This window comes from Streptomyces dangxiongensis, from assembly GCF_003675325.1.
In the GTDB taxonomy this organism is placed as follows: domain Bacteria; phylum Actinomycetota; class Actinomycetes; order Streptomycetales; family Streptomycetaceae; genus Streptomyces; species Streptomyces dangxiongensis.
Genome location: NZ_CP033073.1, coordinates 2,183,407 through 2,206,794 on the forward strand (window position 1 = coordinate 2,183,407; position 23,388 = coordinate 2,206,794).

A 23,388-nucleotide genomic window follows, 5' to 3' on the forward strand; every position below is an offset into this window, starting at 1 on the left:
GCACCGCCGCAGATCAGTCGGGCGACAGCCCCGCGGTATCCGCTCAGCCGAAGACGGCCAGGCTCTTCGCCTTGCCCTTGTGTTCCTCGACGAGCGCGAGGAAGCGGCCCTCGCGGTCGAACACGGCCACGGGTCCGGCGCCCGCGTACTCGTCGGGCATCTCCAGGCGGACGCCGTTCAGCAGGAGCTGGGACCGCCTGGCGTCGACGTCCCAGCGGCGGAACGCCGCCGTCGCGGCCTCGGCGACCGGCATCACGGTCAGCTCCTGCTGGAGCTGGTCCAGCGTCTTCGCCGCGTCGAGCTTGTACGGGCCGACACGCGTCCGGCGCAGCGCGGTGAGGTGTCCGCCCACGCCGAGACCGGCGCCCAGGTCGCGGGCGAGGGCGCGGATGTAGGTGCCGGAGGAGCAGACCACCGACACGATCAGGTCGAGCACGGGCGTGCCGTCCTCGGCGACGGCGTCCCGGACGTCGTACACCGTGAAGGAGGAGACGGTCACGGGCCGGGCGGGGATCTCGAACTCCTCGCCCTCACGGGCCCGCTTGTAGGACCGTACGCCGTCGATCTTGATGGCGCTGACCTTGGACGGCACCTGCATGATGTCGCCGGTCAGCCGGGCGATGCCGGCGTCGATGGCGTCCCTGGTCACCTTGGAGGCGTCGGTGGCGGAGGTGATGTCGCCCTCGGCGTCGTCGGTGAGGGTGTTCTGGCCCAGGCGGATGGTGCCCAGGTACTCCTTCTCGGTGAGCGCGAGGTGCCCGAGGAGCTTGGTGGCGCGCTCGATCCCGAGGACCAGGACACCGGTCGCCATGGGGTCGAGCGTGCCGGCGTGGCCGACGCGGCGGGTCCTCGCGATGCCGCGCATCTTGGCGACCACGTCGTGCGAAGTGAAGCCCGACGGCTTGTCGACGATGACAAGGCCGTCGGGCGTGGTGTGCTTCTGGGTCATTCCGCGGCGTCGCCGTCCGTGTCGTCGTCGTCGGCCGGCTTGCGGTAGGGGTCCGCGCCGGCGGCGTACGAGGCGCCCGTGGCCACGTCGCGCACCTGCTGGTCGGACTGCCGGGCCCGGTCGAGGAGGTCCTCGATGGTCTTGGCGGTGTCCGGCAGGGCGTCGGCGACGAAGGTCAGGGTGGGCGTGAACTTCACCTGGGCCGCGCGGCCCACCTCGGAGCGCAGGACGCCCTTGGCGCTCTCCAGGCCCGCGGCGGCGGCGGCCCGCTCCTCCTCGTCACCGTAGACCGTGTAGAAGACGGTCGCCTCCCGCAGGTCACCCGTGACCCGGGTGTCCGTGATGGTGACGTGCGAGCCGAGCCGCGGGTCCTTGATCCCGCGCTGAAGCTTCTGGGCCACCACCTCCCGGATGAGGTCCGCCAGCCTTTTCGCCCGCGCGTTGTCGGCCACTGGTCCGTCTCCCGTTCTTTCTTCTGCTTCGTGTTCTGTGGTCAGTCGTCGTCGCCGTGGAGGCGCCGTCGTGCGGACAGCAGCTCCACCTCGGGGCGGCCGGCGACCAGCCGTTCGCACCGGTCCAGTACGTCGGCGACGTGCGCCGTGTCGCCGGAGACCACGGCCAGGCCGATGACCGCCCGCCGGTGGAGGTCCATGTGGTCCACCTCGGCCGCGCTCACGGCGTACTTCCGCTGGAGTTCGGCGACGATCGGGCGGACGACGGAGCGTTTCTCCTTCAGCGAGTGGACGTCGCCGAGGAGAAGGTCGAAGGACAGAGTCCCCACGTACATGTGTGTAACCGGTTCACCCGCCGGTACGGGATCGGTGGCCCCGGAGCCGTATGGCCGGGGACACCAAGAACCGTACAACGAAGCGGCCCGTGGGCTCGACGGATATTACGCTCCGTGGGCCATGGACACGGGCCGCAAACGGCGCGCCGGCCGGCGGGACCGAAGTCCCGCCGGCCGGCACGCACCGTGAGCGTTACGCCCGCGGCTTCTCGCGCATCTCGTACGTCGCGATGACGTCGTCGACCTTGATGTCGTTGAAGTTGCCGAGGTTGATACCGCCCTCGAACCCTTCGCGGATCTCGGTGACGTCGTCCTTGAAGCGACGCAGACCGTCGATGTTGAGGCTCTCCGCGACCACCTTGCCGTCGCGGATGAGGCGCGCCTTGGTGTTGCGCTTGACCTCGCCGGACCGGATGAGGACACCCGCGATGTTGCCCAGCTTGGACGACTTGAAGACCTCGCGGATCTCCGCCGTACCCAGCTCGACCTCTTCGAACTCCGGCTTGAGCATGCCCTTGAGGGCCGCCTCGATCTCCTCGATCGCCTGGTAGATGACCGAGTAGTACCGGACGTCCACACCCTCGCGCTCGGCCATCTGCGCCGCGCGGCCGGCCGCGCGGACGTTGAAGCCGATCACGATGGCGTCGGAGCCCATCGCCAGGTCGATGTCGGACTCCGTGACCGCACCGACACCGCGGTGCAGGACGCGGATGTCGACCTCTTCGCCGACGTCCAGCTGGAGCAGGGAGGACTCGAGGGCCTCGACGGAACCAGACGCGTCACCCTTGATGATCAGGTTGAGCTGCTGGATCTCGCCGGCCTTGAGCACCTTGTCCAGGTCCTCCAGGGACACGCGGCGCGTGCGCTTCGCGAAGGCCGCGTTGCGCTCACGGGCGGCGCGCTTCTCCGCGATCTGGCGGGCCGTACGGTCCTCCTCGACCACGAGGAAGTTGTCACCGGCACCCGGGACGTTGGTCAGGCCCAGGACCTGGACCGGCGTCGACGGGCCCGCCTCGGCGACGTTGTTGCCGTTGTCGTCGAGCATGGCGCGCACCCGGCCGTAGGCGTCGCCCACGACCATCGTGTCGCCGACCCGCAGCGTGCCTCGCTGGACGAGGACCGTCGCCACGGCACCACGGCCGCGGTCGAGACGGGACTCGATGGAGATGCCCTGCGCGTCCTGGCTCGGGTTGGCCCGGAGGTCGAGCGAGGCGTCGGCCGTGAGGATCACGGCCTCCAGCAGCGAGTCGATGTTCAGACCCTGCTTGGCGGAGATGTCGACGAACATCGTGTCGCCGCCGTACTCCTCGGCCACCAGACCGAACTCGGTCAGCTGACCGCGCACCTTGGTCGGGTCGGCACCCTCGACGTCGATCTTGTTGACCGCGACGACGATCGGGACCTCGGCCGCCTTCGCGTGGTTGAGCGCCTCGACCGTCTGCGGCATGACGCCGTCGTTGGCCGCGACGACCAGGATCGCGATGTCGGTCGACTTCGCACCACGGGCACGCATGGCGGTGAACGCCTCGTGACCCGGGGTGTCGATGAAGGTGATCTTGCGCTCTTCTTCGTTGACCTCGGTCGCGACCTGGTAGGCACCGATGTGCTGGGTGATGCCGCCGGCCTCGCCCGCGATGACGTTGGTCTTGCGGATGGCGTCGAGCAGGCGGGTCTTACCGTGGTCGACGTGACCCATGACGGTCACGACCGGCGGACGGACGACCAGGTCCTCCTCATCGCCCTCGTCCTCGCCGAACTCGATGTCGAAGGACTCGAGCAGCTCGCGGTCCTCCTCCTCGGGGCTGACGATCTGAACCGTGTAGTTCATCTCGCCGGCGAGGAGTTCCAGGGTCTCGTCGGAGACGGACTGCGTGGCCGTGACCATCTCGCCGAGGTTCATCATGACCGCGACGAGCGACGCCGGGTTGGCGTTGATCTTCTCCGCGAAGTCCGTGAGCGACGCGCCGCGGGAGAGGCGGATGGCCTCGCCGTTGCCGCGCGGCAGCATCACGCCGCCGACGCTCGGGGCCTGCATGGCCTCGTACTCCTGGCGCCTCTGCCGCTTCGACTTGCGGCCACGACGCGCGGGACCGCCGGGACGGCCGAAGGCGCCCTGCGTCCCACCGCGGCCACCGGGACCGCCGGGACGGCCACCGAAGCCGGGACGGCCACCGCCGCCACCACCGGGACCACCCGGACGGCCGGCGAAGCCACCGCCACCGCCGCCACCACCGGGACGACCGGCGAAACCGCCACCGCCGCCACCGGGACGACCGGCGAAGCCGCCGCCGCCACCCGGGCGACCGCCGCCGCCACCGGGACGACCGCCGGCACCGGGACCGCGGCCGCCGGGGCCACCGCCGCCCGGACGCGGGCCCGCAGCGGGACGCTGCGGCATCATGCCGGGGTTCGGACGCGGACCGGCCGGGCCGGGACGCGGGCCGCCCTGCGGGCGGGGCATGCCGGCCGGCGACGGACGGGAACCGCCGGGAGACTGCGGACGCGGACCGCCGCCCTGGGCGCCGGGCGCCTGCGGACGGGGGCCGGCGCCGGGGGCACCGGGCCCGCCGGGACGCGGACCGCCCTGCGGGCGCGGAGCCTGCGGACGGGCCATGCCGGTGGAACCACCGGAGGTGAAGGGGTTGTTACCCGGACGCGGGCCGGCCGGACGGCCACCCGGACGCGGCGCGGAACCGCCGGGACGCGGACCGCCGCCCTGGGCGGCCGCGGGGCGCTGGCCCTGCTGGCCCTGACCCGGACCGCCGGGGCGGCCACCGGGCCTGGGGGCACCGGGACGGGCGCCCGGACGCTGGCCCTGGCCCTGGTTCTGACCCTGGCTCTGCGGCTGGCTCTGGGCTGCCGGAGCCTGCGGGGCCGGGGCAGCCGGCGGAGCGGTGAACTCCGGGGCGGCCGGGGCCGGGCGGGGCGCGGGCTTGGGACCCGGCACCGGACGCGGGCCGGGGGCCGGCGCGGATGCCGAGGGAGCCGCCGGGGCGGCCGGCTGCTGGGCAGCGGGCGCCGTCGACGGCTTGGGGGCCGGCGGCCTCGGGGCAGCCGGACGTGCCGCCTGCGCCGGAGAGGGCGCGGCGGGCCTGGGGGTGGCCTTGCGCGGGGCGGGCTTACCGGCGGACTTGCCGGAACCACCACCCTGGAAGGCGTCGGTCAGCTTACGTACAACCGGCGCTTCGATGGTCGAAGACGCCGAACGGACGAATTCACCGAGTTCCTGGAGCTTGGCCATGACGACCTTGCTCTCGACACCGAACTCCTTGGCGAGTTCGTAGACCCGGACCTTAGCCACTTCGCTCCTTTGAGGTCCGGGTTGAAGCCGGACCGTCGCTAGTTCATGGGCGTACTCATCGCGTACTCATCGAGTGCTCATCGCAATCTCGACCTGCTTTCGACTCGCGAGGTACCAAGCCGCACGGTTTTCCGTACGGCATGTCTTACGGCGTTGCCTGCTTGGCAACTGTCGTCTGCTCGACGTATCGGCGCAACGCCTTTGTGTCGAGCGCTCCCGGGGCGCGCAGTGCCCGCGGGAACACCCGGCGGCGTACCGCCTGGTCGAGACAGACCAGGACGGGATGCACGTACGCACCCCGGCCGGGCAGCGTACCGCGAGGATCGGGGACGCATGCATCCTCGTTCTTCACGATCCGCAGGAGATCGTTCTTGGCCGCCCGCTCCCGGCACCCCACACAGGTGCGTTCTGGGCATACTGGGTCGTGCGTCCGGCCAGACACGCTTAAGTCTACCTCCCCGTACCGACCTCACCCCTTCGGGGCAGCGATCGAACGGCTCTTGTCGTGATTCAACCGACCTACGGCCTGGATCTATTCCCCGGGCCGCGGTCTCCCCCGGTGCCTACTCCCCGGCCTGCTCGATGTCGGGCCGGATGTCGATCCGCCAGCCGGTGAGGCGGGCGGCGAGGCGGGCGTTCTGGCCCTCCTTGCCGATCGCCAGCGAAAGCTGGTAGTCGGGCACGGTCACCCGCGCGGAGCGGGCGCCCATGTCCACGACCTCCACCTTGTTCACCCGCGCGGGTGACAGGGCGTTCGCGACCATCTCCGCCGGGTCGTCCGACCAGTCGACGATGTCGATCTTCTCGCCGTTCAGCTCGCCCATCACGTTGCGCACCCGGCCGCCCATCGGGCCGATGCAGGCGCCCTTGGCATTCAGACCCGAACGGGTGGACCGTACGGCGATCTTCGTGCGGTGACCGGCCTCACGGGCGATCGCGGCGATCTCCACCGAACCGTCGGCGATCTCCGGCACCTCCAGGGCGAAGAGCTTCTTCACCAGGTTGGGGTGCGTGCGCGAGAGGGTCACGGAGGGGCCGCGGACGCCCTTGGCGACCCGGACGACGTAGCTGCGCAGCCGCATGCCGTGCGGGTAGGTCTCGCCGGGCACCTGCTCCTGCACCGGCAGGATGGCCTCCAGCTTGCCGATGTCCACGAGCACGTTCTTCGGGTCGCGGCCCTGCTGGACGACACCGGTGACGATGTCGCCCTCCCGGCCGGCGTACTCGCCGAGCGTCGCGTCGTCCTCGGCGTCGCGCAGCCGCTGGAGGATCACCTGCTTGGCGGTGGTCGCGGCGATCCGGCCGAAGCCGGACGGGGTGTCGTCGAACTCGCGGGACTCCTGGCCCTCTTCGAGGTCGTCGGGGTCCTCCTTCGCCCACACGGTCACATGTCCGGTCTCCCGGTTGAGCTCCACGCGCGCGTGCCGGCGGCTTCCCTCGGTGCGGTGGTAGGCGATGAGGAGGGCCGATTCGATCGCTCCGACCAGCAGGTCGAAGGAGATCTCCTTCTCCCGCACCAAGCCCCGCAGGGCGCTCATGTCGATGTCCACGGCTACGCCTCCTCCTCTTCCTTCATGTCCTTCTCGGTGTTCTTGCTGTCCGTGCTGTCCTTGCGGTTGAACTCGACCTGCACGCGGGCGCGGGCCACCTCCGGGAAGGCGAGCCTGCGGGCGGTGGGCTTGCGGCCCTTCACCCCGGGCACCTCGACGTCGACGCCCTCGTCGTCCACCCGCAGGATCCGCGCCACCAGCTCGTCGCCCTCGGCCAGCCGGAACCGCACCAGCCGGCCGGTGGCGCGCACGAAGTGGCGGTGCTCGGTGAGGAGGCGCTCGGCGCCGGGGGTTCCGACCTCCAGGTCGTAGGCGTCCTCGCCCATCGCGTTCGTCTCGTCGAGCTTCGCCGAGAGCGCACGGCTCACATCGGCGATCGCGTCCAGGTCCGCTCCGGTGTCGGAGTCCACGACCACGCGCAGCACCCGCTTGCGTCCGACCGAGTCCACGGCGATCTCTTCGAGATCCAGCCCCTGGGAGGTGACGAGCGGTTCGAGCAGCTCTCGCAGCCTCTCGCTCTGGGTGGTGCTCATCCGGGTGACTCCTCGGCCGCGTGTGCTGTTGTGGGATGGTCGCGTGTCTGGTCAAAGGGTATCGGGTCGCGGGAGGTGTTGCGGTCCACCCGGTGCCCCGCGGTGCCGGTGAGTGGCGCGGGACGGGTGCGCGGGTACGGTGATCACGGGCGGGCCGCCCGCCAGCCGTTCTTCCCTCCGCACGAGTTCTCCGAGGACGTCCGCAGTGCCGTACCCCCCACCGCCGCGCACCCCCTCGGGGCCGCGCAGAAGATCCCTGCTCGCCTCGGCCGGCGCCGCCGCCCTGCTGGCGGGCTGCTCGGCCGGACCGGACACCGGCGGCGACGGCCCGTCGGCCGTCGCCCGGGCCCGCGCGCGTGCGGCCCGGGACAGCCGGGAGCTGCTGGAGCGCTACGACGCCGTGCTCGCCGCCCGTCCCGGGCTCGCCGAGCGGCTGCGCCCGCTGCGGGCCCAGGTCGCGGCCCACGCGGCGGCCTTCGGGGACGGTACGGCGGCCACCGGCGCGGTCGCCGGCACGGCCACGGCGTCGCCCTCCCTCGCTCCCGTACCCGGCACCGACAAGGAGGCCCTCGCCGCTCTCGCCGCCGCCGAGCGGGTCCTCGCCGACCGGCGGGGCAGGGAGCTGCTGGACGTGCCGGGTGAGCTGGCGCGGCTGCTGGCGTCGGTCGCGGCGGCCGGGGCGGCGCACGCGTACCTGCTGACGGAGGGGGCAAGGTGAGCGACGGGACCGAGCAGGCCGAGCTGACGGCGCTCCAGGCGGCGCTGGCGGCGGAACACGCGGCGGTGTACGGGTACGGCGTCGTCGGCGGGCGGATCGGCGAGCAGCGCCGGTCCGAGGCGCGGGCGGCGTACGACGCCCACCGGGCGCGCCGGGACGCACTGGTGCGCGCGGTGCGTGACCTGGGCGGCGCGCCGGTCGCCGCGAGCGCCGGGTACGCGCTGCCGTTCCCGGTCCGGGACGGGGGGTCGGCGGTGCGGCTGGCGGCACGGCTGGAGGAGCGGGTGGCCGGGGTGTACTCGGACCTGGTGCGGGCGGCGAGCGGGGCGCGGCGGGCCGATGCCGCCGGCGCGCTGCGGGAGGCCGCGGTGCGGGCGGTGCGCTGGAACGGGGAGAGCGTAGCCTTCCCTGGGCTCGCCGAGCGGTCCGCCGGGCAGGCGGGCGCGGCCGGCACGACCCCGTCGGCGTCGGCGTCCCGGTAGGCACCGGGCACGGGCCGGACAGGACCGGACAGGACCGGACAGGAAGGGAACGACTCGCGCATGGCTTTCGAACCGCCGCAGCGCCTGGTGCGGGCGCTCGGTGAGACGGCGCCGGCCGGTGACGACTGGCTGGCGCGGCTGCCCGGGCTGGCCGAGCGGGCCGTCGCCCGGCGCGAGTTGACCGTCGAGCGGGTCCAGGTGCCGGGCGGGCGCAGCAGCCTGGTCGTGCTGGTGCGGCGGGCGGACGGCACGCCGGCCGTGCTGAAGCTGGCCCCGCCGCGGGCCCGTCCGGGCAGCGAGCGGGCGGCGCTGGCGCACTGGGCCGGGCTGGGCGCCGTACAGCTACTGGAGGCGGAGCCGGACGAGGGGGTGCTGCTGCTGGAGCGGCTGCACCCGGATGTGTCGGTGCGGTCGCTGCCGGAGGCGAAGGCGCTGCTGGAGGCGGCGGGGACGCTGCGCAGGCTGTGGGTGGAGCCGCCGGCCGGTCATGTCTTCGAGACCGTCGCGGAGCGCACCGGCCGGCAGGCGGCGGCGATGCGGGCGGGCGCCGGGGCCGACGCGGAGGCGGCGCCGCTGGTCGACGCGGCGCTCGCGGCCCGCGAGGAGCTGCTGGCCGCGCCGCCCGCGCAACTGCTGCTGCACGGCACGTTCCGGCAGAGCAAGGTGCTCGGCGGGGAGCGGACGCCGTGGCTGGCGGTGGGGCCGGACCCGGTGGTCGGTGAGAGCGCCTTCGACCTGGCCCGGCTGGTGCGGGACCGGGTCGAGGACCTGATCGCGACGCCGTCCGGCCCGGCCGTCACCCGGCGCCGGATCAAGCGGCTGGCGGAGTCGCTGGAGGTGGACCAGGAGCGGCTGCGCGGCTGGACGCTGTTCCGGGCGGTGGAGTCGGGGATCCGGGCCCGGCGGGTCGGCCGGGAGAAGGACGCGGAACTGCTGCTGGAGTTCGCGGGCTGGCTGTGAGGGCCGCTCCGCGGGCAGGGCCGTGCCCGGTCGCCGTGCCTGCCGGCCACGGCTCCGGCTGCGTCCGGAGGGTCACCAGGGCCGGCCGGTGTTCGTGTCCAGGCGGCGTCGGTAGCGGACGCCGGGGCGGCCGGCGACCAAGGTGTTTCCCGTCACGGTGAACCCGTTGCGCTCCAGGACGGTCCGGGAGGCCGTGTGGTCGGTGGTGGTGAGCGCGGTGAGGGCGGACAGCCCGTACGCCCCGCGGGCCAGGTCGCAGACCTCGGCGACCATCGCCGTGGCCAGTCCGCGGCCCGCGGCGCGCTCGCCGATCCGGTAGCCGAGTTCGGCGCTGCCCGCGTCGACGTCCACCAGGTTGACGCGGCCGACGAGTTCGCCCCGGTCGTCGAGGATGACGTGGAAGTGGCAGACACCGGCCGCCTGTTCGGCGAGGAGCGCGCGGTGGCGGGCGGCGAACCCGGCGAAGTACGCGTCTGTGCGGTCGGACACCGTCCGGGCGAAGTACGCCCGGTTGGCGCGTTCGAAGGCCAGCAGGGCGGCCTCGTGACCGGGCCGGAGTCGCTCGAGTGTCGGCATGCGGGCCAGCCTAGGCAGCGGTCCCCGTCGGACCGAAGCGGTTTTCCGGGGGGTGGCACCGGCGGGAGTCCGGGGCGGCCGTGCGCCCGCGGACTCCCGTGGGTCTCCCCTACCGCGCGGTCAGGCGGGCGATCGCGTCCTCGACCGTCAGCTCCTCGCGCTCACCGGTCCTGCGGTCCTTCAGTTCCAGGACGCCCTCGCCGGAGCGGCGGCCGGCCACCAGGATCTGGGGGACGCCGATCAGCTCGGCGTCGGTGAACTTCACGCCCGGGGAGACCCCGGCCCGGTCGTCCACCAGGACGCGGACGCCCGCGGCGGCCAGCTTCCCGGCGACGTCGAGGGCCAGCTCGGTCTGGAGGGCCTTGCCCGCGGCGACGACGTGCACGTCGGCCGGGGCGACCTCCTTGGTCCACACCAGGCCGTGCTCGTCGGCGGTCTGCTCGGCCAGCGCGGCGACGGCGCGGGAGACACCGATGCCGTAGGAGCCCATGGTGACGCGGACCGGCTTGCCGTTCTGGCCGAGGACGTCCAGCTTGAGGGCGTCGGTGTACTTGCGGCCCAACTGGAAGATGTGGCCGATCTCGATGGCGCGGTCCAGCTTCAGGCCGGTGCCGCACTTCGGGCAGGGGTCGCCCTCCTGGACCACGACGACGTCCACGTAGGCGTCGACCTCGAAGTCACGGCCGGCGACGACGTTCTTGGCGTGCGTGTGCTCCTTGTTGGCGCCGGTGATCCAGGCGGTGCCGGGGGCCACGCGAGGGTCGGCGATGTACGTCACCTTCTCGCCGAGGCCCTGCGGGCCGACGTAGCCGCGCACCAGGTCGGGGCGGCCGGCGAAGTCCGCCTCGGTGACCATCTCGACGGCGGCCGGGGCGAAGTGCGCCTCGACCTTGTCCAGGTCGACCTCGCGGTCCCCGGGCACGCCGACGGCGACGATCTCGCCATCGACCTTGACCAGCAGGTTCTTCAGCGTGGCGGAGGCCGGGACACCGAGGGACGCGGCGAGGGTCTCGATGGTCGGGGTGTCGGGCGTGGGGATCTCCTCGAGCGCGGGCACGGCGGAGCCGTCGACCGGCTTCAGCTCGTAGGTGATCGCCTCGGTGTTGGCGGCGAAGTCGCAGTTCGGGCAGTCCGCGAAGGTGTCCTCGCCGGCCTCGGCCGGGGCGAGGAACTCCTCGGACTTCGAGCAGCCCATCGCGCCGGCGGTGGCGGCGCAGATGCGGTAGTCGAGGCCGAGGCGCTCGAAGACGCGCTGGTAGGCCTGGCGGTGCAGGGCGTAGGACTTGGCGAGGCCCTCGTCCTCCGTGTCGAAGGAGTACGAGTCCTTCATGAGGAACTCGCGGCCGCGCAGGATGCCGGCGCGGGGGCGGGCCTCGTCGCGGAACTTGGTCTGGATCTGGTAGAGGATCACCGGCAGGTCCTTGTAGGACGTGCACTGGTCCTTGACCAGGAGGGTGAAGATCTCCTCGTGGGTGGGGCCGAGGAGGTAGTCGCCGCCCTTGCGGTCCTTGAGCCGGAACAGTTCCTGGCCGTACTCCTCCCAGCGGCCGGTCGCCTCGTAGGGCTCGCGGGGCAGCAGGGCGGGCAGCGAGACCTCCTGGGCGCCGATGGCGTCCATCTCCTCGCGCACGATCCGCTCCACGTTGGCGAGGACCTTCTTGCCGAGGGGCAGCCAGCTCCAGATGCCGGCGGCCGTGCGGCGGACGTAGCCGGCGCGGACGAGGAGCTTGTGGCTGAGGACCTCGGCGTCCGCCGGGTCGTCGCGCAGCGTCTTCGCCATCAACTGGGACATGCGCTGGACCGGTGCGTTGGCCATGGTTCTCGTACTCCTGCCGGATGGGGGTCCCCCACTCGGGCGGGGCCGGGAGTGGGGAAGGGTGCTGGCACAGGAGGTTAGCCGGGCCTCCTGTGCCGGTGGAAATCGGTTAGGGCCTGCGCAGCGGCAGGGGGGCGCCCATGACGGCGTACGGTCTCGGTGCGCTCGGGAAGTGGACCTGGCGGGCCAGGTCGGTGTAGCCGAGGGAGTGGTAGAGGCCGCGGGCGGGACTGTCGGTGTCGATCGCGGAGAGGATCGAGCGGGGCTGCGTGGCGGTGTCGGTGATCGTGGTGATCAGGCGCCGGCCGATGCCGCGGTTCTGGTGGTCGGGGTGGACGTGCAGCTCGGTGATGACGAAGGAGTCGTCCAGCCAGGCGTGGTTGCCGTTGGCGCGCAGATAGGGCTCCACGACGGTGGACCACCAGTGGATACGGCTGTTGGGCATGCCGTACACGAATCCGACGAGCAGCCCGGCGACTCTCGCGCCGTAGGCCCGGGCGCCCTGGTACTGCATGTGGCGCAGGACGATCTGGCGGCGTACGGCGACCTCGTCGGGGCCCAGTCCGAAGGCGAGGGCTTGGACCGCCAGGGCCTCGTCGACGTGGGCGGTGAGGTCCAGGGTGCCGATCACGGGGTCCATGCGGGGAGCGTACAGGGGGTTCAGAACAGCACACTCATGAAGGCGCCGACCTCGTGGAAGCCCACGCGGTGGTAGGTGCTGCGGGCCGCGGTGTTGTAGTCGTTCACGTAGAGGCTGGCGACGGGGGCGATGTCGGTCAGGGCGTAGCGCAGGACCGCCGCCATGCCGGGGGCGGCCAGGCCCCTGCCCCGGTGTTCGGGGGCCACCCAGACGCCCTGGATCTGGCAGGCGTGGGGGGTGGCCGCGCCGATCTCCGCCTTGAACACGACCCGGCCGGTGTCGTCGACGCGGGCGAAGGAGCGGCCGGCGCCGACCAGTTCGGCCACGCGGGCCTGGTAGAGCAGGCCGCCGTCGCCGGCCATCGGGGAGACGCCGACCTCCTCGGTGAACATCGCCACGCACGCCGGCATGATCGTCTCCAGCTCGTCCTTGCGGACGCGGCGGACGTGCGGGTCGGGGGCGATGCCGGCGGGCATGCGGTCGGTGACCATCAGCGGCTGGTGGCCGCGGACCTCGCGGGCCGGGCCCCAGTGCGGTTCCAGCAGCCGCCACAGCTCGGCGGTGGCGTCGGCCGGGCCGACGATGGAGGAGCAGCGGCGGCCGGCCCGCCGGGCGCGGTCGGCGAAGGCGCGGACGGCGCGGGGGGTGGCGCAGAGGGGGACGAGGTTGGCGCCGGCGTAGCACAGGGAGGTGAGCATGCCGTCCTCGTACCAGCCCCACATCTCGCCGCCGAGGCGCCAGGGGTCGAGGCCGGCGACCTGGACCCGGGAGGTCACGAAGGCGTTGGCGACCGGCTCGCGGTCGAGGACGGCGAGCGCGGCGTCCAGGTCGCTCGGTTCGAGCACCCGTGAGGTGGTCTGGGTCAACACGTGCGGGGCCTCACCCTGGCTGGGTTCTGCTGATCTCCGCACTATAGCCGCGCTGCTTGTGCGGTGCGCCTCCCGGCCGGTGGGCCGCGGTGGGCCGGATCAGCCCGTCACCGACACCGACGGTTCGCCCGAGGCGGCGCCGTCGGCCTCCATCCGGGCGGCCAGCTTCATGGCCTCCTCGATGAGGGTTTCCACGATCTTTGACTCGGGGACGGTCTTGATGACCTCGCCCTTGACGAAGATCTGGCCCTTGCCGTTGCCGGAGGCGACGCCGAGGTCGGCCTCGCGGGCCTCGCCGGGGCCGTTGACGACGCAGCCCATGACGGCGACGCGCAGCGGGACCTCCATGCCGGTCAGGCCGGCGGTGACCTCTTCGGCGAGCTTGTAGACGTCGACCTGGGCGCGGCCGCAGGACGGGCAGGAGACGATCTCCAGGCCGCGCTGGCGCAGGTTCAGCGACTCCAGGATCTGGATGCCGACCTTGACCTCCTCGGCGGGCGGCGCGGAGAGGGAGACGCGGATGGTGTCGCCGATGCCCTGGGAGAGGAGGGCGCCGAAGGCCACGGCCGACTTGATGGTGCCCTGGAAGGCGGGGCCGGCCTCGGTGACGCCGAGGTGGAGGGGGTAGTCACACTGCTCGGCGAGCTGGCGGTAGGCCTCGATCATGACGACCGGGTCGTTGTGCTTGACGGAGATCTTGATGTCGCGGAAGTCGTGCTCCTCGAAGAGGGACGCCTCCCACAGGGCCGACTCGACCAGGGCCTCGGGGGTCGCCTTGCCGTACTTCTGGAGCAGGCGGCGGTCGAGGGAGCCGGCGTTGACACCGATGCGGATCGGGGTGCCGTGCTCCGAGGCGGCCTTGGCGATCTCCTTGACCTTGTCGTCGAACTGCTTGATGTTGCCGGGGTTGACGCGGACGGCGGCGCAGCCGGCCTCGATGGCGGCGAAGACGTACTTGGGCTGGAAGTGGATGTCCGCGATGACCGGGATCTGCGACTTGCGGGCGATGGTCGCGAGGGCGTCGGCGTCGTCCTGGGTGGGGCAGGCGACGCGGACGATCTGGCAGCCGGACGCGGTCAGTTCGGCGATCTGCTGCAGGGTGGCACCGATGTCGGACGTACGGGTCGTGGTCATCGACTGGACCGATACGGGCGCGTCTCCGCCGACCGCCACGCTTCCGACCTGGATCTGCCGGCTCCTGCGGCGTTCGGCGAGCTTGGTCGGAACGGACGGCATGCCGAGAGAAATCGCAGTCATCTGCTGTGCAACCCCAAGTCGTGGATCAAGGCCGGTCCCGTGAACGGCGGGTCCCGGGCTTCGAGATTACGGCACAGGCCCGGGCGCGGGCACATCCCACCCGGTAACGGCACCCGTTCGGGGCGGCCCGGAAACGGTCGTGTTCCGGGCCGCTCCGAACACCGTGCGACTAAGTGATCTTCACCGGGTTCACCACGTCGGCGATGAGGACCAGGACGGTGAAGCAGACGAAGATCCCGGCCACCACGTACGCCACCGGCATCAGCTTGGCGACGTCGAACGGGCCGGGGTCGGGGCGGCGCAGCACCCGGGCCAGGTTGCGCCGCAGCGACTCCCACAGGGCGCCCGCGATGTGCCCGCCGTCGAGCGGGAGCAGCGGGAGCATGTTGAACAGGAACAGGGAGAGGTTGAAGCCGGCGAGCACGAACACGAACATGGCGAGCTGCTGCGAGGCCGGGATGTCCAGGGTGGCGATCTCGCCGGTGACCCGGGCCGCGCCGACGATGCCCATCGGGGAGTCGGGTTCGCGCGGGCCGTCGCCGAAGGCCGCGTCCCACAGGGCCGGGATCTTGCCGGGCAGGGCGACGAGGGAGTCGACGGCGTCGCCGACCCGGTCCCCCATCCAGGTCACGGACTCGCCGAAGTCCTGCTTGACGACGCCGGTGGCGGAGCCGAAGCCGAGGAAGCCTGCCTTGACGTAGCCGCCGACGTAGTTGCCGGCGGCGTCCTTCCTGGCGACCCGGTTCTCGGTGATCTTCGCGTGCAGGGTCAGCCGGTGGCCCTTGCGGTCGACGACGATCGCGACGTTCTTGCCGGCGCTGTCCCGGATGAGGTCCGAGAGCGTGTTCCAGTCCTTGGTGGGCACGCCGTCGAAGGAGACGATCCGGTCACGCGCCTTCATGCCGGCCCGCGCCGCCGGGGACTCGGGGTCGGACTTCTTGCAGGTGTCGCGGTGCTGGCTCTGTGCGATGACGCAGGGCGAGACGGAGGCGACGGTGGTGGTCTGCTGCTGGATGCCGAAGCCCATCAGCACCGTGAGGAACAGGGCGATCGCGAGCACGAGGTTCATGAAGGGGCCCGCGAACATGACGATGACGCGCTTCCACGGCCTGCGCGTGTAGAACATGCGCGTCTCGTCACCCGGCTGGAGCTCCTCGAAGGCCGCCGAGCGGGCGTCCTCGATCATGCCGCGCCACGGCGAGGTGGAGCGGGCGGAGACCCGGCCCTGCCCGTCGGGCGGGAACATGCCGATCATACGGATGTAGCCGCCGAGCGGGACGGCCTTGATGCCGTACTCGGTGTCGCCCTTCTTCCGCGACCAGATGGTGGGGCCGAACCCCACCATGTACTGCGGGACGCGGATGCCGAAGAGCTTGGCCGTGGACAGGTGCCCCAGCTCGTGCCAGGCGATCGAGACGAGCAGGCCGACGGCGAAGACCACTATGCCGAGAATGAACATCAAGGTCGTCATGCACGCGCCTCCGCGGTCGCCGTCGTGGCTGTGAGTTCGCGGGCCCGGGCCCGCGCCCAGGTCTCCGCTTCGAGGACGTCCGACACGGTGAGCGAGGTTCCCGCGAACGGGGTGCCGTGCTCCTCGACCACCCGGGTCACGGTCTCCATGATCCCGTTGAAGGGCAGCGCGCCGTCCAGGAAGGCCGCGACGCACTCCTCGTTGGCGGCATTGAACACCGCCGGGGCCGTGCCCGCGAGCTGCCCCACGTGCCGGGCGAGGTCCACCGAGGGGAAGGCCTCGTTGTCCAGGGGGAAGAACTCCCAGGTGGAGGCCTCGCTCCAGGAGAAGGCGGGCGCCGCGTCGGGAACGCGTTCGGGCCAGCCCAGACCGATGGCGATCGGCCCGCGCATGTCGGGGGGCGTCGCCTGGGCGATCGTGGATCCGTCGGTGAACTCGACCATCGAGTGGACATACGACTGCGGGTGCACGACGACCTCAATGCGGTCGAAGGGAATGTCGTAGAGCAGGTGTGCCTCGATGACCTCCAGCCCCTTGTTGACGAGGGTCGCGGAGTTGACAGTGATCACCGGGCCCATCGCCCAGGTGGGGTGGGCGAGGGCGTCCGCCACGGTGACGTGCGCCAGGTCCGCCCTGCTCCGGCCGCGGAAGGGGCCGCCGGACGCGGTGACGACGAGCTTGCGGACGTCGGCGCGGGTGCCGGCGGCGAGCGCCTGGAAGAGGGCGGCGTGCTCGGAGTCGACCGGGATGATCTGGCCCGGCGCGGCGAGCGCCCTGACCAGCGGGCCGCCGACGATCAGCGACTCCTTGTTGGCGAGCGCGAGGGTGCGGCCCGCCTCCAGGGCGGCGAGGGTCGGGGCGAGACCGATGGAACCGGTGATGCCGTTCAGCACGGTGTGGCAGTCGGAGGCGGCGAGCCGGGTGGCCGCGTCGGCTCCGGCGAGGATCTCGGGCAGCGGCTCCCCGCTGCCGTACTCGGCGGCGAGCGCCTCGCGCAGCACGGGTACGACGTCCTCGCGGGCGACCGCCACGGTCCGCACCCGCAGCCGGTGCGCCTGCTCGGCGAGGAGGGCGACCCGGCCGCCGTTCGCGGAGAGGCCGGTGACCCGGAAACGGTCGGGGTTGCGCAGCACGAGGTCGATGGCCTGGGTGCCGATGGATCCGGTGGAACCGAGGATCACCACATTCCTGGGTCCGTCCCCGGTGACGGGGTCGTACACGAGGTGCGGGTCGGCGAGGGGCGCCGGATGGGCGGGACTGTCGGTCATCCCCCCATTGTGGCCGCAAGCGGTGGCGTCTCGGGCAGGGCGTCCCTCGCACGGGTGTCCCGGCGGTCCGCACGGCCGGAGGAAGGGGTTTCTCCGAAGGTGAAGCCCTCGTGAAGATCATATGATAACACTTCTGTCCTCACGCTTTCGCGGACGACATCCTGGGGGGATCTCCATGCGTACTGCGCACCTGCGCGCTGCCCTGCCCGCCTTCGCCGGAGCCGCCGTGCTCACCGGCACCCTGCTCAGCACCCCGGCCGAGGCCGCCGGGGGCGTGCGGATCCATCACGTCTGGTTCGACAGCCCGGGCTCGGACAACCGCTCGAACAAGAGCCTGAACGCCGAGTGGGTGCAGCTCAAGAACACCAGCGGTTCCGCGGTCTCCCTCAAGGGCTGGGTCCTCAAGGACGCCTCGAACCACAAGTACGTCTTCCCGAACGTCAGGATCGGTGCCGGGAAGTATCTGAAGGTCCACACCGGGAGCGGCTCGGACACCGCGTCGGACAAGTACCAGGACCGCCGTGCCTACGTCTGGAACAACGACAGGGACACGGCCACGCTGACCAAGGCGAGCGGCACCAAGGTCGGCTCCTGCTCCTGGACGACGCGGGACCCGAGCGACAAGTACTGCTAGTTCCCGAACGGACGGCGGGCGTTGTCGTGGGCGCTCGGACCGGGGGTCGCGTCGGCGATCCACGGACCGTCGCCCGAAGGGTCGAGAATGCCCTCCTCCAGCCACTCGTACGCGCCGCCGAGGACCTGCTCGACCACCTTGCGGTCCAGGTCGTCGGTGTTGGTCCACAGCCGGGTAAAGAGTTCGTCCACCCGGATGCGGGCCTGGCGGCAGAAGGCGTCGGCGAGCTGGTAGGCCTCGCGGCCGTGCTCGCCCCGGGTGCGCAGGCGCTCGGCCCGGACGCAGGCCGCGCTCATCGCGAACAGTTCCGCGCCGATGTCCACGATCCGGCCCAGGAAGCCCTGCTTGGTCTCCATCCGGCCCTGCCAGCGGGACATGGCGTAGAAGGTGGAGCGGGCCAGTTTGCGGGCCGTGCGCTCGACGTACCTCAGGTGGCCGGAGAGGTCGATGCCGTGCCGGAAGTCGCCGTACGAGGTGGGCAGTTGTCCCGGGCCCGCGACCAGTTTCGGCAGCCACCTGGCGTAGAAGACACCCGCGCTCGCGCCCGCCTTGGCCTTGGCGGACAGGGACTTGTCGGGGTCGATGAGATCACCGGCGACCGAGAGGTGGGCGTCGACGGCCTCGCGGGCGATCAGCAGATGCATGATCTCCGTCGAGCCCTCGAAGATGCGGTTGATGCGCAGGTCGCGCAGGATCTGCTCGGCCGGGACACCGCGCTCGCCCCGCGCCCGCAGCGACTCGGCCGTCTCGTAGCCCCGGCCGCCGCGGATCTGGACCAGCTCGTCGGCCATCGTCCAGGCCATCTCGGAGCCGTAGAGCTTGGCGAGGGCGGCCTCGATGCGGATGTCGTTGCGGTCCTCGTCAGCCATCTGCGAGGACAGGTCGAGGACGGCCTCCAGGGCGAAGGTGGTGGCCGCGATGAAGCTGATCTTGGAGCCGACGGCCTCGTGCAGTGCGACCGGCTTGCCCCACTGCTCGCGCTCCGCCGCCCATTCGCGGGCGATCTTCAGACACCACTTCCCGGCGCCGGCGCACATGGCGGGCAGCGAGAGCCGGCCGGTGTTCAGGGTGGTGAGGGCGATCTTGAGCCCCGCGCCCTCGGGGCCGATGCGGTGGGCGGCGGGGACGCGGACCCGGTGGAAGCGGGTGACGCCGTTCTCGATGCCGCGCAGGCCCATGAAGGCGTTGCGGTGCTCCACGGTGATGCCCTTGGACGTGGCCTCCACCACGAACGCGGTGATGCCGCCCTTGTGGCCCTCGGACCTCGGCACGCGCGCCATGACCACGAGCAGGTCGGCGACCACCCCGTTGGTGGTCCACAGCTTCACCCCGTCGAGGACGTAGTCGTCGCCGTCCGGCACGGCCGTGGTGGCGAGCCGGGCCGGGTCCGAGCCGACGTCCGGCTCGGTGAGCAGGAAGGCGGAGATGTCGGTGCGGGCGCAGCGGGGCAGGAAGGCGTCCTTCTGCTCCTGGGTGCCGAACAGCTTCACCGGCTGCGGGACGCCGATCGACTGGTGGGCGGAGAGGAGCGCGCCGACGGCGGGGCTGACGGAGCCGACCAGGGCGAGGGCCTTGTTGTAGTAGAGCTGGCTGAGGCCGAGACCGCCGTACCGGGGATCGATCTTCATGCCGAGGGCGCCGAGTTCCTTGAGGCCGGCCACGACCTCGTCGGGGATGCGGGCCTCGCGCTCGATGCGGGCCGGGTCGATGCCCGACTCGCAGAAGGCGCGCAGCTTCGCCAGGAACTCCTCGCCGCGCCGGACCGACTCGTCGGCGGGGAGCGGGTGGGGGTGGATGAGGTCGAGCCGGAAGCGTCCGAGAAAGAGTTCCTTGGCGAAGCTGGGCTTGCGCCAGTCCTGTTCCCGGGCGGCCTCCGCCACCTGTCGGGCCTCGCGCTCGGTGACGGTGGTGCGTGGGGTGGAGGGGGCGGACATGAAGGCTCACCTCGCCGCGAAAAGGGATGAGGGGGATGGTTCACGACCGATCGGTGCTACTGGATCGTTGGTACCCGAAACGCACCGGCCCCACCACCCCTCGCGCGTCCGAACGGCCGAAAGGCCCGCCGGCGGATGGCAGGGGCGGTTCAGGGGAGACTGTGGAAGCGGTCCGATGGCACCGGGAAAGTTGTCGAAGCGCTTCGACGGCCTATGGACACCCCGGCCCGGCTGGAGCTAATGTCCTCCTCACCCTTACTCGTCATGTCGGCAGCGCGCATTGTCGAAGCGCTTCACCAGGTTGGGAGAGCTGGATGGTCACCCTCGCCGAGGTCGCCCAGCACGCCGGAGTCTCGGCGAGCACGGTGAGCTATGTCCTCAGCGGCAAGCGGTCCATCTCCACCACCACCCGGCACCGGGTCGAGCAGAGCATCCGGGAACTGGGATACCACCCGAACGCGGGTGCCCGCGCCCTGGCGAGCAGCCGTTCCAACATCATCGCGCTGATGATCCCGCTCCGTACCGACATGTACGTGCCGGTGATGATGGAGATCGCCATCGCGGTGGCCACCACGGCCCGCACGCACGGCTACGACGTCCTGCTGCTCACCGGCGAGGAGGGGCCCGACGCGGTGCGCCGGGTCACCGGCAGCGGGCTCGCCGACGCCATGATCCTGATGGACGTGGAGCTGGACGACGAGCGGCTCCCGCTGCTGCGGGCGACCGGCCAGCCCTCGGTACTGATCGGCCTGCCCGCCGACACCGCCGGCCTGACCTGCGTGGATCTGGACTGGAGCGCCACGGGCGCGCTCTGTGTGGAGCACCTGGCCGGGCTCGGCCACCGTGACATCGCTGTCATCGGCGAGGCCCCGGCGGTCTACGAGCGACACACCGGCTTCGCCGAGCGCACGCTCGACGGGCTGCGCTCCCGGGCCCGGGAGACGGCGGTACGGGTGCTGCACCGGCCCTGCGAGGGCGGATACGACGCGATGGCCCTCACGCTGGCCCGGATCTTCGACGAGCGCCCGGGGACGACCGGGTTCGTGGTGCAGAACGAGTCGGCGGTGGAGCCGCTGCTCGCGCTGCTGCGCCAGCAGGGCCGGGCCGTGCCCGAGGACGTGTCCGTGGTCGCGGTCTGCCCGGAACAGGTCGCCGTCCAGGCCTCGGTGCGGCTGACCTCGGTCGCCGTGCCCGCCCAGGAGCTGGGCCGGCACGCCGTGGAACATCTGGTCGCCAAGCTGGAGGGGCGGGACGGCGACGAGGTCGAGCTGCTCGCACCCGAGCTGACGGTACGGGCGAGTTCGGGACCGGCACCCGCGACGTCCTGACCCACCGCGCCCCGGCCCACGGCCCACCACCGCCGGCCCCACCCCGTCCCCCGGCCCACCACCTTCTCCCCGCCGCTTCCCCGGCGCACCGCCTTCCCCCCCACCCCCACCGCTTTCCGGCCCACCGCCTCTCACCGACCGCGTCCCGGCCCGTCCCCGCCCGCGCCCCGCGCGCCCCGCGCGCCCCGCGCCCCGCGCCCGCGCCCCCCGCGCCGGTGGGATACGCCCGCCCGCCTGTCCCGCATCCGTCCGCACGTCTCTCCTCGGGAGCCGCCGTGAACCAGCCTGCCGTCGCGCAGCCCGCGATCAGCCTCGCCCAGTCCTCCCCCACCGTCGGCACGCTCCGGGAACGGGACGGGGCGCTGGAGTGGAGCGGCCGTCAGGAGACGGTGCGGATCGAGCCGTGGGGTCCGGACGCGGTCCGGGTGCGGGCCCGGCTCGGCGGCCCGGTGCTCCAGGGGCTGCCCGGGGCACTCCTCGAACCGCCGCCCGCCCCGGGCATCACCGTCGTGACCGGTGACGGCGTGGGACGGCTGACCGTCGGCGCCCTGACCGTCGAGGTGTCCGCCGAGGGACTGATCCGCTTTCTGCGCACCGACGACCGTAGCTGCTGGCCGAGGAGCACGCCCACTTCTGGTGGCCGGGCCCCCGCCTGTACACGGCGGTCGGCAACGGGCACCACCGGCTGGAGCAGCGGTTCGCCGCCTACGAGGGCGAGAAGCTGTACGGCCCTGGGCCAGCACCAGCACGGCCGCCTCGACCAGAAGGGCCTGGTGCTGGACCTGGTGCAGCGCAACGCCGAGGTCAGCGTGCCGGTGCTGGTCTCCAGCCGCGGCTACACCCTGCTGTGGAACAACCCGGCGATCGGCCGGGTGGAGCTGGCGGGCAACGGCACCCGGTGGGTCGCGGACTCCGCCCGGCAGATCGACTACTGGATCACGGCGGGCACGCCGGCCGACGGTCAGCGCGCCTACAGCGCGGTGACCGGGCGGTCGCCGATGCTGCCGGAGTGGGCGGCGGGCTTCTGGCAGTGCAAGCTGCGCTACCGCACGCAGGACGAACTCCTCGCGGTGGCCCGGGAGTACAGGCGCCGGGGGCTGCCCCTCGCGGCGATCGTCTGCGACTTCTTCCACTGGACCCACCTGGGCGAGTGGAAGTTCGACCCGAAGGAATGGCCCGACCCGGCGGCGATGGTGCGGGAGCTGGAGGAACTCGGCGTCAAGCTGGTCGTCTCCGTCTGGCCGTCGGTGTCGCCGCTGTCGGAGAACCACCCGGTGATGGAGCAGCGCGGCCACTTCATCGGCACGCAGTACGGGCCGCTGGCGCACGCCGACTGGCCGGACAAGGGCGTCGACTCCACCGTCCAGGTCGCGTTCTACGACGCCACGAACCCCGAGGCCCGGGAGTTCGTGTGGTCGCGCGTCCGCGACAACTACCTGGTCCCGTACGGCATCACCGCCTTCTGGCTGGACGCGTGCGAGCCCGAGCTGAAGCCCGGCTTCCAGGAGAATCTGCGGTACTGGGCGGGCCCCGGCCTGGAGGTCGGCAACCTCTACCCGGCCGAGAACGCCCGCACCTTCCACGAGGGCCTGCGCGCGTCCGGCGAGCAGGAGGTGATCACCCTCAACCGCTCGGCGTGGGCGGGCAGTCAGCGGTACGGTGCCGCGCTGTGGTCCGGTGACATCGGCACCGACTTCGCGACCCTGCGCCGGCAGATAGCGGCCGGGCTGAACACCGCCCTGTCCGGCATCCCGTGGTGGAACACCGACATCGGCGGCTTCCACGGCGGCGACCCGGACGACCCGGCGTACCGGGAGGTGCTGGTGCGCTGGTTCCAGTTCGGCGCGCTGTCCCCGCTGATGCGGCTGCACGGTTTCCGGGACCCGGGCATGCCGCTCGGCCCGGAGATGACGGGCGGCCCGAACGAGGTGTGGTCGTACGGCGAGGAGGCCGGTGCGATCCTGGAGCGCTTCCTGCGGCTGCGCGAGCGGCTGAGGCCGTACGTCCTGACGGTGATGCGGGAGGCGCACGAGGAGGGTCTGCCGGTGATGCGCCCGCTGTTCCTGGAGTTCCCGGCGGACCAGGCGGCCTGGGCGGTGGACGACGCCTATCTCTTCGGCCGGGACCTGCTCGTCGCCCCGGTACTGACGGCGGGTGCGACGGCCCGGACGGCGTACCTCCCGGCGGGCGCGCGCTGGACGGACGCGTGGACGGGTGTGACGTACGAGGGCGGTGCGGCGGTGACGGTGGACGCGCCGCTGGACCGGATCCCGCTGTTCCTGCGGGACGGGGCGCGGCTGCCGGTCGCGGAGTAG

20 protein-coding genes and 1 pseudogene are annotated in these 23,388 nt (G+C 72.2%); 6 read left to right on the plus strand and 15 right to left on the minus strand.

Annotation, left to right across the window (positions count from 1 at the left end; translation table 11 throughout):
• Window positions 1-43: 43 nt before the first annotated feature.
• From truB to rimP, 7 genes are all read right to left on the minus strand, one after another.
• Window positions 44-949 (minus strand): tRNA pseudouridine(55) synthase TruB, encoded by a 906-nt coding sequence (truB, locus tag D9753_RS09605; protein ID WP_121786617.1) that lies wholly within the window; start codon window positions 947-949, stop codon window positions 44-46.
• Window positions 946-1,401 carry a 30S ribosome-binding factor RbfA gene (gene rbfA, locus D9753_RS09610; protein WP_121786618.1) on the minus strand — a complete coding sequence of 152 codons (456 nt, stop codon included), beginning with the start codon at window positions 1,399-1,401 and terminating at the stop codon, window positions 946-948. Before rbfA ends, truB begins: the two co-directional genes overlap by 4 nt.
• 41 nt (window positions 1,402-1,442) lie before the next feature.
• Window positions 1,443-1,736, minus strand: coding sequence for a DUF503 domain-containing protein (locus tag D9753_RS09615; protein WP_121786619.1), 294 nt, complete (start codon window positions 1,734-1,736; stop codon window positions 1,443-1,445).
• Between the two features lie 193 nt (window positions 1,737-1,929).
• On the minus strand, window positions 1,930-5,037 hold the full coding sequence (gene infB / locus D9753_RS09620; protein WP_121786620.1) for a translation initiation factor IF-2: 3,108 nt from the start codon (window positions 5,035-5,037) through the stop codon (window positions 1,930-1,932).
• A gap of 145 nt (window positions 5,038-5,182) precedes the next feature.
• Window positions 5,183-5,479 (minus strand): YlxR family protein, encoded by a 297-nt coding sequence (locus tag D9753_RS09625; protein ID WP_121786621.1) that lies wholly within the window; start codon window positions 5,477-5,479, stop codon window positions 5,183-5,185.
• A gap of 121 nt (window positions 5,480-5,600) precedes the next feature.
• Window positions 5,601-6,587 (minus strand): transcription termination factor NusA, encoded by a 987-nt coding sequence (nusA, locus tag D9753_RS09630; RefSeq protein ID WP_121786622.1) that lies wholly within the window; start codon window positions 6,585-6,587, stop codon window positions 5,601-5,603.
• A gap of 2 nt (window positions 6,588-6,589) precedes the next feature.
• Entirely contained in the window at window positions 6,590-7,120 is a 531-nt protein-coding gene (gene rimP, locus D9753_RS09635) for a ribosome maturation factor RimP (protein ID WP_121786623.1), read from the minus strand.
• Window positions 7,121-7,325: 205 nt separating this feature from the next.
• Between rimP and D9753_RS09645 the strand changes: the two genes are divergently transcribed.
• Genes D9753_RS09645 through D9753_RS09655 form a run of 3 tightly spaced genes read left to right on the plus strand, consistent with a single transcriptional unit; the run spans window position 7,326 to window position 9,280 of the window.
• Complete coding sequence (locus tag D9753_RS09645; protein ID WP_121786624.1) at window positions 7,326-7,838, plus strand: hypothetical protein; 513 nt, start codon at window positions 7,326-7,328, stop codon at window positions 7,836-7,838.
• On the plus strand, window positions 7,835-8,320 hold the full coding sequence (locus tag D9753_RS09650) for a ferritin-like domain-containing protein (protein WP_121786625.1): 486 nt from the start codon (window positions 7,835-7,837) through the stop codon (window positions 8,318-8,320). Before D9753_RS09645 ends, D9753_RS09650 begins: the two co-directional genes overlap by 4 nt.
• Before the next feature lie 60 nt (window positions 8,321-8,380).
• Complete coding sequence (locus D9753_RS09655; RefSeq protein ID WP_121786626.1) at window positions 8,381-9,280, plus strand: aminoglycoside phosphotransferase family protein; 900 nt, start codon at window positions 8,381-8,383, stop codon at window positions 9,278-9,280.
• Between the two features lie 72 nt (window positions 9,281-9,352).
• Here D9753_RS09655 and D9753_RS09660 read toward each other — a convergent pair whose 3' ends face one another.
• The 7 genes from D9753_RS09660 to dxr form a co-directional block, all read right to left on the minus strand.
• Window positions 9,353-9,856 (minus strand): GNAT family N-acetyltransferase, encoded by a 504-nt coding sequence (locus D9753_RS09660; protein ID WP_121786627.1) that lies wholly within the window; start codon window positions 9,854-9,856, stop codon window positions 9,353-9,355.
• Between the two features lie 109 nt (window positions 9,857-9,965).
• Window positions 9,966-11,672 carry a proline--tRNA ligase gene (locus D9753_RS09665; protein WP_121786628.1) on the minus strand — a complete coding sequence of 569 codons (1,707 nt, stop codon included), beginning with the start codon at window positions 11,670-11,672 and terminating at the stop codon, window positions 9,966-9,968.
• A gap of 109 nt (window positions 11,673-11,781) precedes the next feature.
• Window positions 11,782-12,312, minus strand: coding sequence for a GNAT family N-acetyltransferase (locus tag D9753_RS09670; protein ID WP_121786629.1), 531 nt, complete (start codon window positions 12,310-12,312; stop codon window positions 11,782-11,784).
• 20 nt (window positions 12,313-12,332) lie between these two features.
• Complete coding sequence (locus D9753_RS09675; protein ID WP_121786630.1) at window positions 12,333-13,181, minus strand: GNAT family N-acetyltransferase; 849 nt, start codon at window positions 13,179-13,181, stop codon at window positions 12,333-12,335.
• 99 nt (window positions 13,182-13,280) lie between these two features.
• Window positions 13,281-14,438 carry a flavodoxin-dependent (E)-4-hydroxy-3-methylbut-2-enyl-diphosphate synthase gene (gene ispG / locus D9753_RS09680; protein ID WP_121786631.1) on the minus strand — a complete coding sequence of 386 codons (1,158 nt, stop codon included), beginning with the start codon at window positions 14,436-14,438 and terminating at the stop codon, window positions 13,281-13,283.
• A 169-nt stretch (window positions 14,439-14,607) separates the two neighbouring features.
• Window positions 14,608-15,909: a M50 family metallopeptidase gene (locus D9753_RS09685; RefSeq protein ID WP_121786632.1), complete on the minus strand. Its 1,302-nt coding sequence runs from the start codon at window positions 15,907-15,909 to the stop codon at window positions 14,608-14,610.
• The gene (gene dxr, locus D9753_RS09690; RefSeq protein WP_121786633.1) at window positions 15,906-17,177 is read right to left on the minus strand and encodes a 1-deoxy-D-xylulose-5-phosphate reductoisomerase; all 1,272 of its coding nucleotides are present in this window, start codon (window positions 17,175-17,177) and stop codon (window positions 15,906-15,908) included. Before dxr ends, D9753_RS09685 begins: the two co-directional genes overlap by 4 nt.
• Before the next feature lie 175 nt (window positions 17,178-17,352).
• On the opposite strand from dxr, the gene D9753_RS09695 reads away from it, so the two are divergent.
• Window positions 17,353-17,811 (plus strand): lamin tail domain-containing protein, encoded by a 459-nt coding sequence (locus D9753_RS09695; protein WP_121786634.1) that lies wholly within the window; start codon window positions 17,353-17,355, stop codon window positions 17,809-17,811.
• On the opposite strand, the gene D9753_RS09700 is transcribed toward D9753_RS09695, so the two are convergent.
• Window positions 17,808-19,745, minus strand: coding sequence for an acyl-CoA dehydrogenase family protein (locus tag D9753_RS09700; RefSeq protein WP_121786635.1), 1,938 nt, complete (start codon window positions 19,743-19,745; stop codon window positions 17,808-17,810). The genes D9753_RS09695 and D9753_RS09700 overlap by 4 nt on opposite strands.
• A gap of 314 nt (window positions 19,746-20,059) precedes the next feature.
• Here D9753_RS09700 and D9753_RS09705 point away from each other — a divergent pair, with 314 nt between their 5' ends.
• Window positions 20,060-21,073 (plus strand): LacI family DNA-binding transcriptional regulator, encoded by a 1,014-nt coding sequence (locus tag D9753_RS09705; RefSeq protein WP_121786636.1) that lies wholly within the window; start codon window positions 20,060-20,062, stop codon window positions 21,071-21,073.
• A 275-nt stretch (window positions 21,074-21,348) separates the two neighbouring features.
• Window positions 21,349-23,388: pseudogene (locus tag D9753_RS09710) on the plus strand (glycoside hydrolase family 31 protein).

Coding starts and splice junctions, on each gene's coding strand:
- D9753_RS09665 (WP_121786628.1), bottom strand. CDS start 11,672: ATGGCCAACGCACCGGTCCAGCGCATGTCCCAGTTGATGGCGAAGACG.
- ispG (WP_121786631.1), bottom strand. CDS start 14,438: ATGACTGCGATTTCTCTCGGCATGCCGTCCGTTCCGACCAAGCTCGCC.
- D9753_RS09660 (WP_121786627.1), bottom strand. CDS start 9,856: ATGCCGACACTCGAGCGACTCCGGCCCGGTCACGAGGCCGCCCTGCTG.
- D9753_RS09695 (WP_121786634.1), top strand. CDS start 17,353: ATGCGTACTGCGCACCTGCGCGCTGCCCTGCCCGCCTTCGCCGGAGCC.
- D9753_RS09615 (WP_121786619.1), bottom strand. CDS start 1,736: ATGTACGTGGGGACTCTGTCCTTCGACCTTCTCCTCGGCGACGTCCAC.
- dxr (WP_121786633.1), bottom strand. CDS start 17,177: ATGACCGACAGTCCCGCCCATCCGGCGCCCCTCGCCGACCCGCACCTC.
- rimP (WP_121786623.1), bottom strand. CDS start 7,120: ATGAGCACCACCCAGAGCGAGAGGCTGCGAGAGCTGCTCGAACCGCTC.
- D9753_RS09705 (WP_121786636.1), top strand. CDS start 20,060: ATGGTCACCCTCGCCGAGGTCGCCCAGCACGCCGGAGTCTCGGCGAGC.
- D9753_RS09670 (WP_121786629.1), bottom strand. CDS start 12,312: ATGGACCCCGTGATCGGCACCCTGGACCTCACCGCCCACGTCGACGAG.
- D9753_RS09655 (WP_121786626.1), top strand. CDS start 8,381: ATGGCTTTCGAACCGCCGCAGCGCCTGGTGCGGGCGCTCGGTGAGACG.
- truB (WP_121786617.1), bottom strand. CDS start 949: ATGACCCAGAAGCACACCACGCCCGACGGCCTTGTCATCGTCGACAAG.
- D9753_RS09685 (WP_121786632.1), bottom strand. CDS start 15,909: ATGACGACCTTGATGTTCATTCTCGGCATAGTGGTCTTCGCCGTCGGC.
- D9753_RS09700 (WP_121786635.1), bottom strand. CDS start 19,745: ATGTCCGCCCCCTCCACCCCACGCACCACCGTCACCGAGCGCGAGGCC.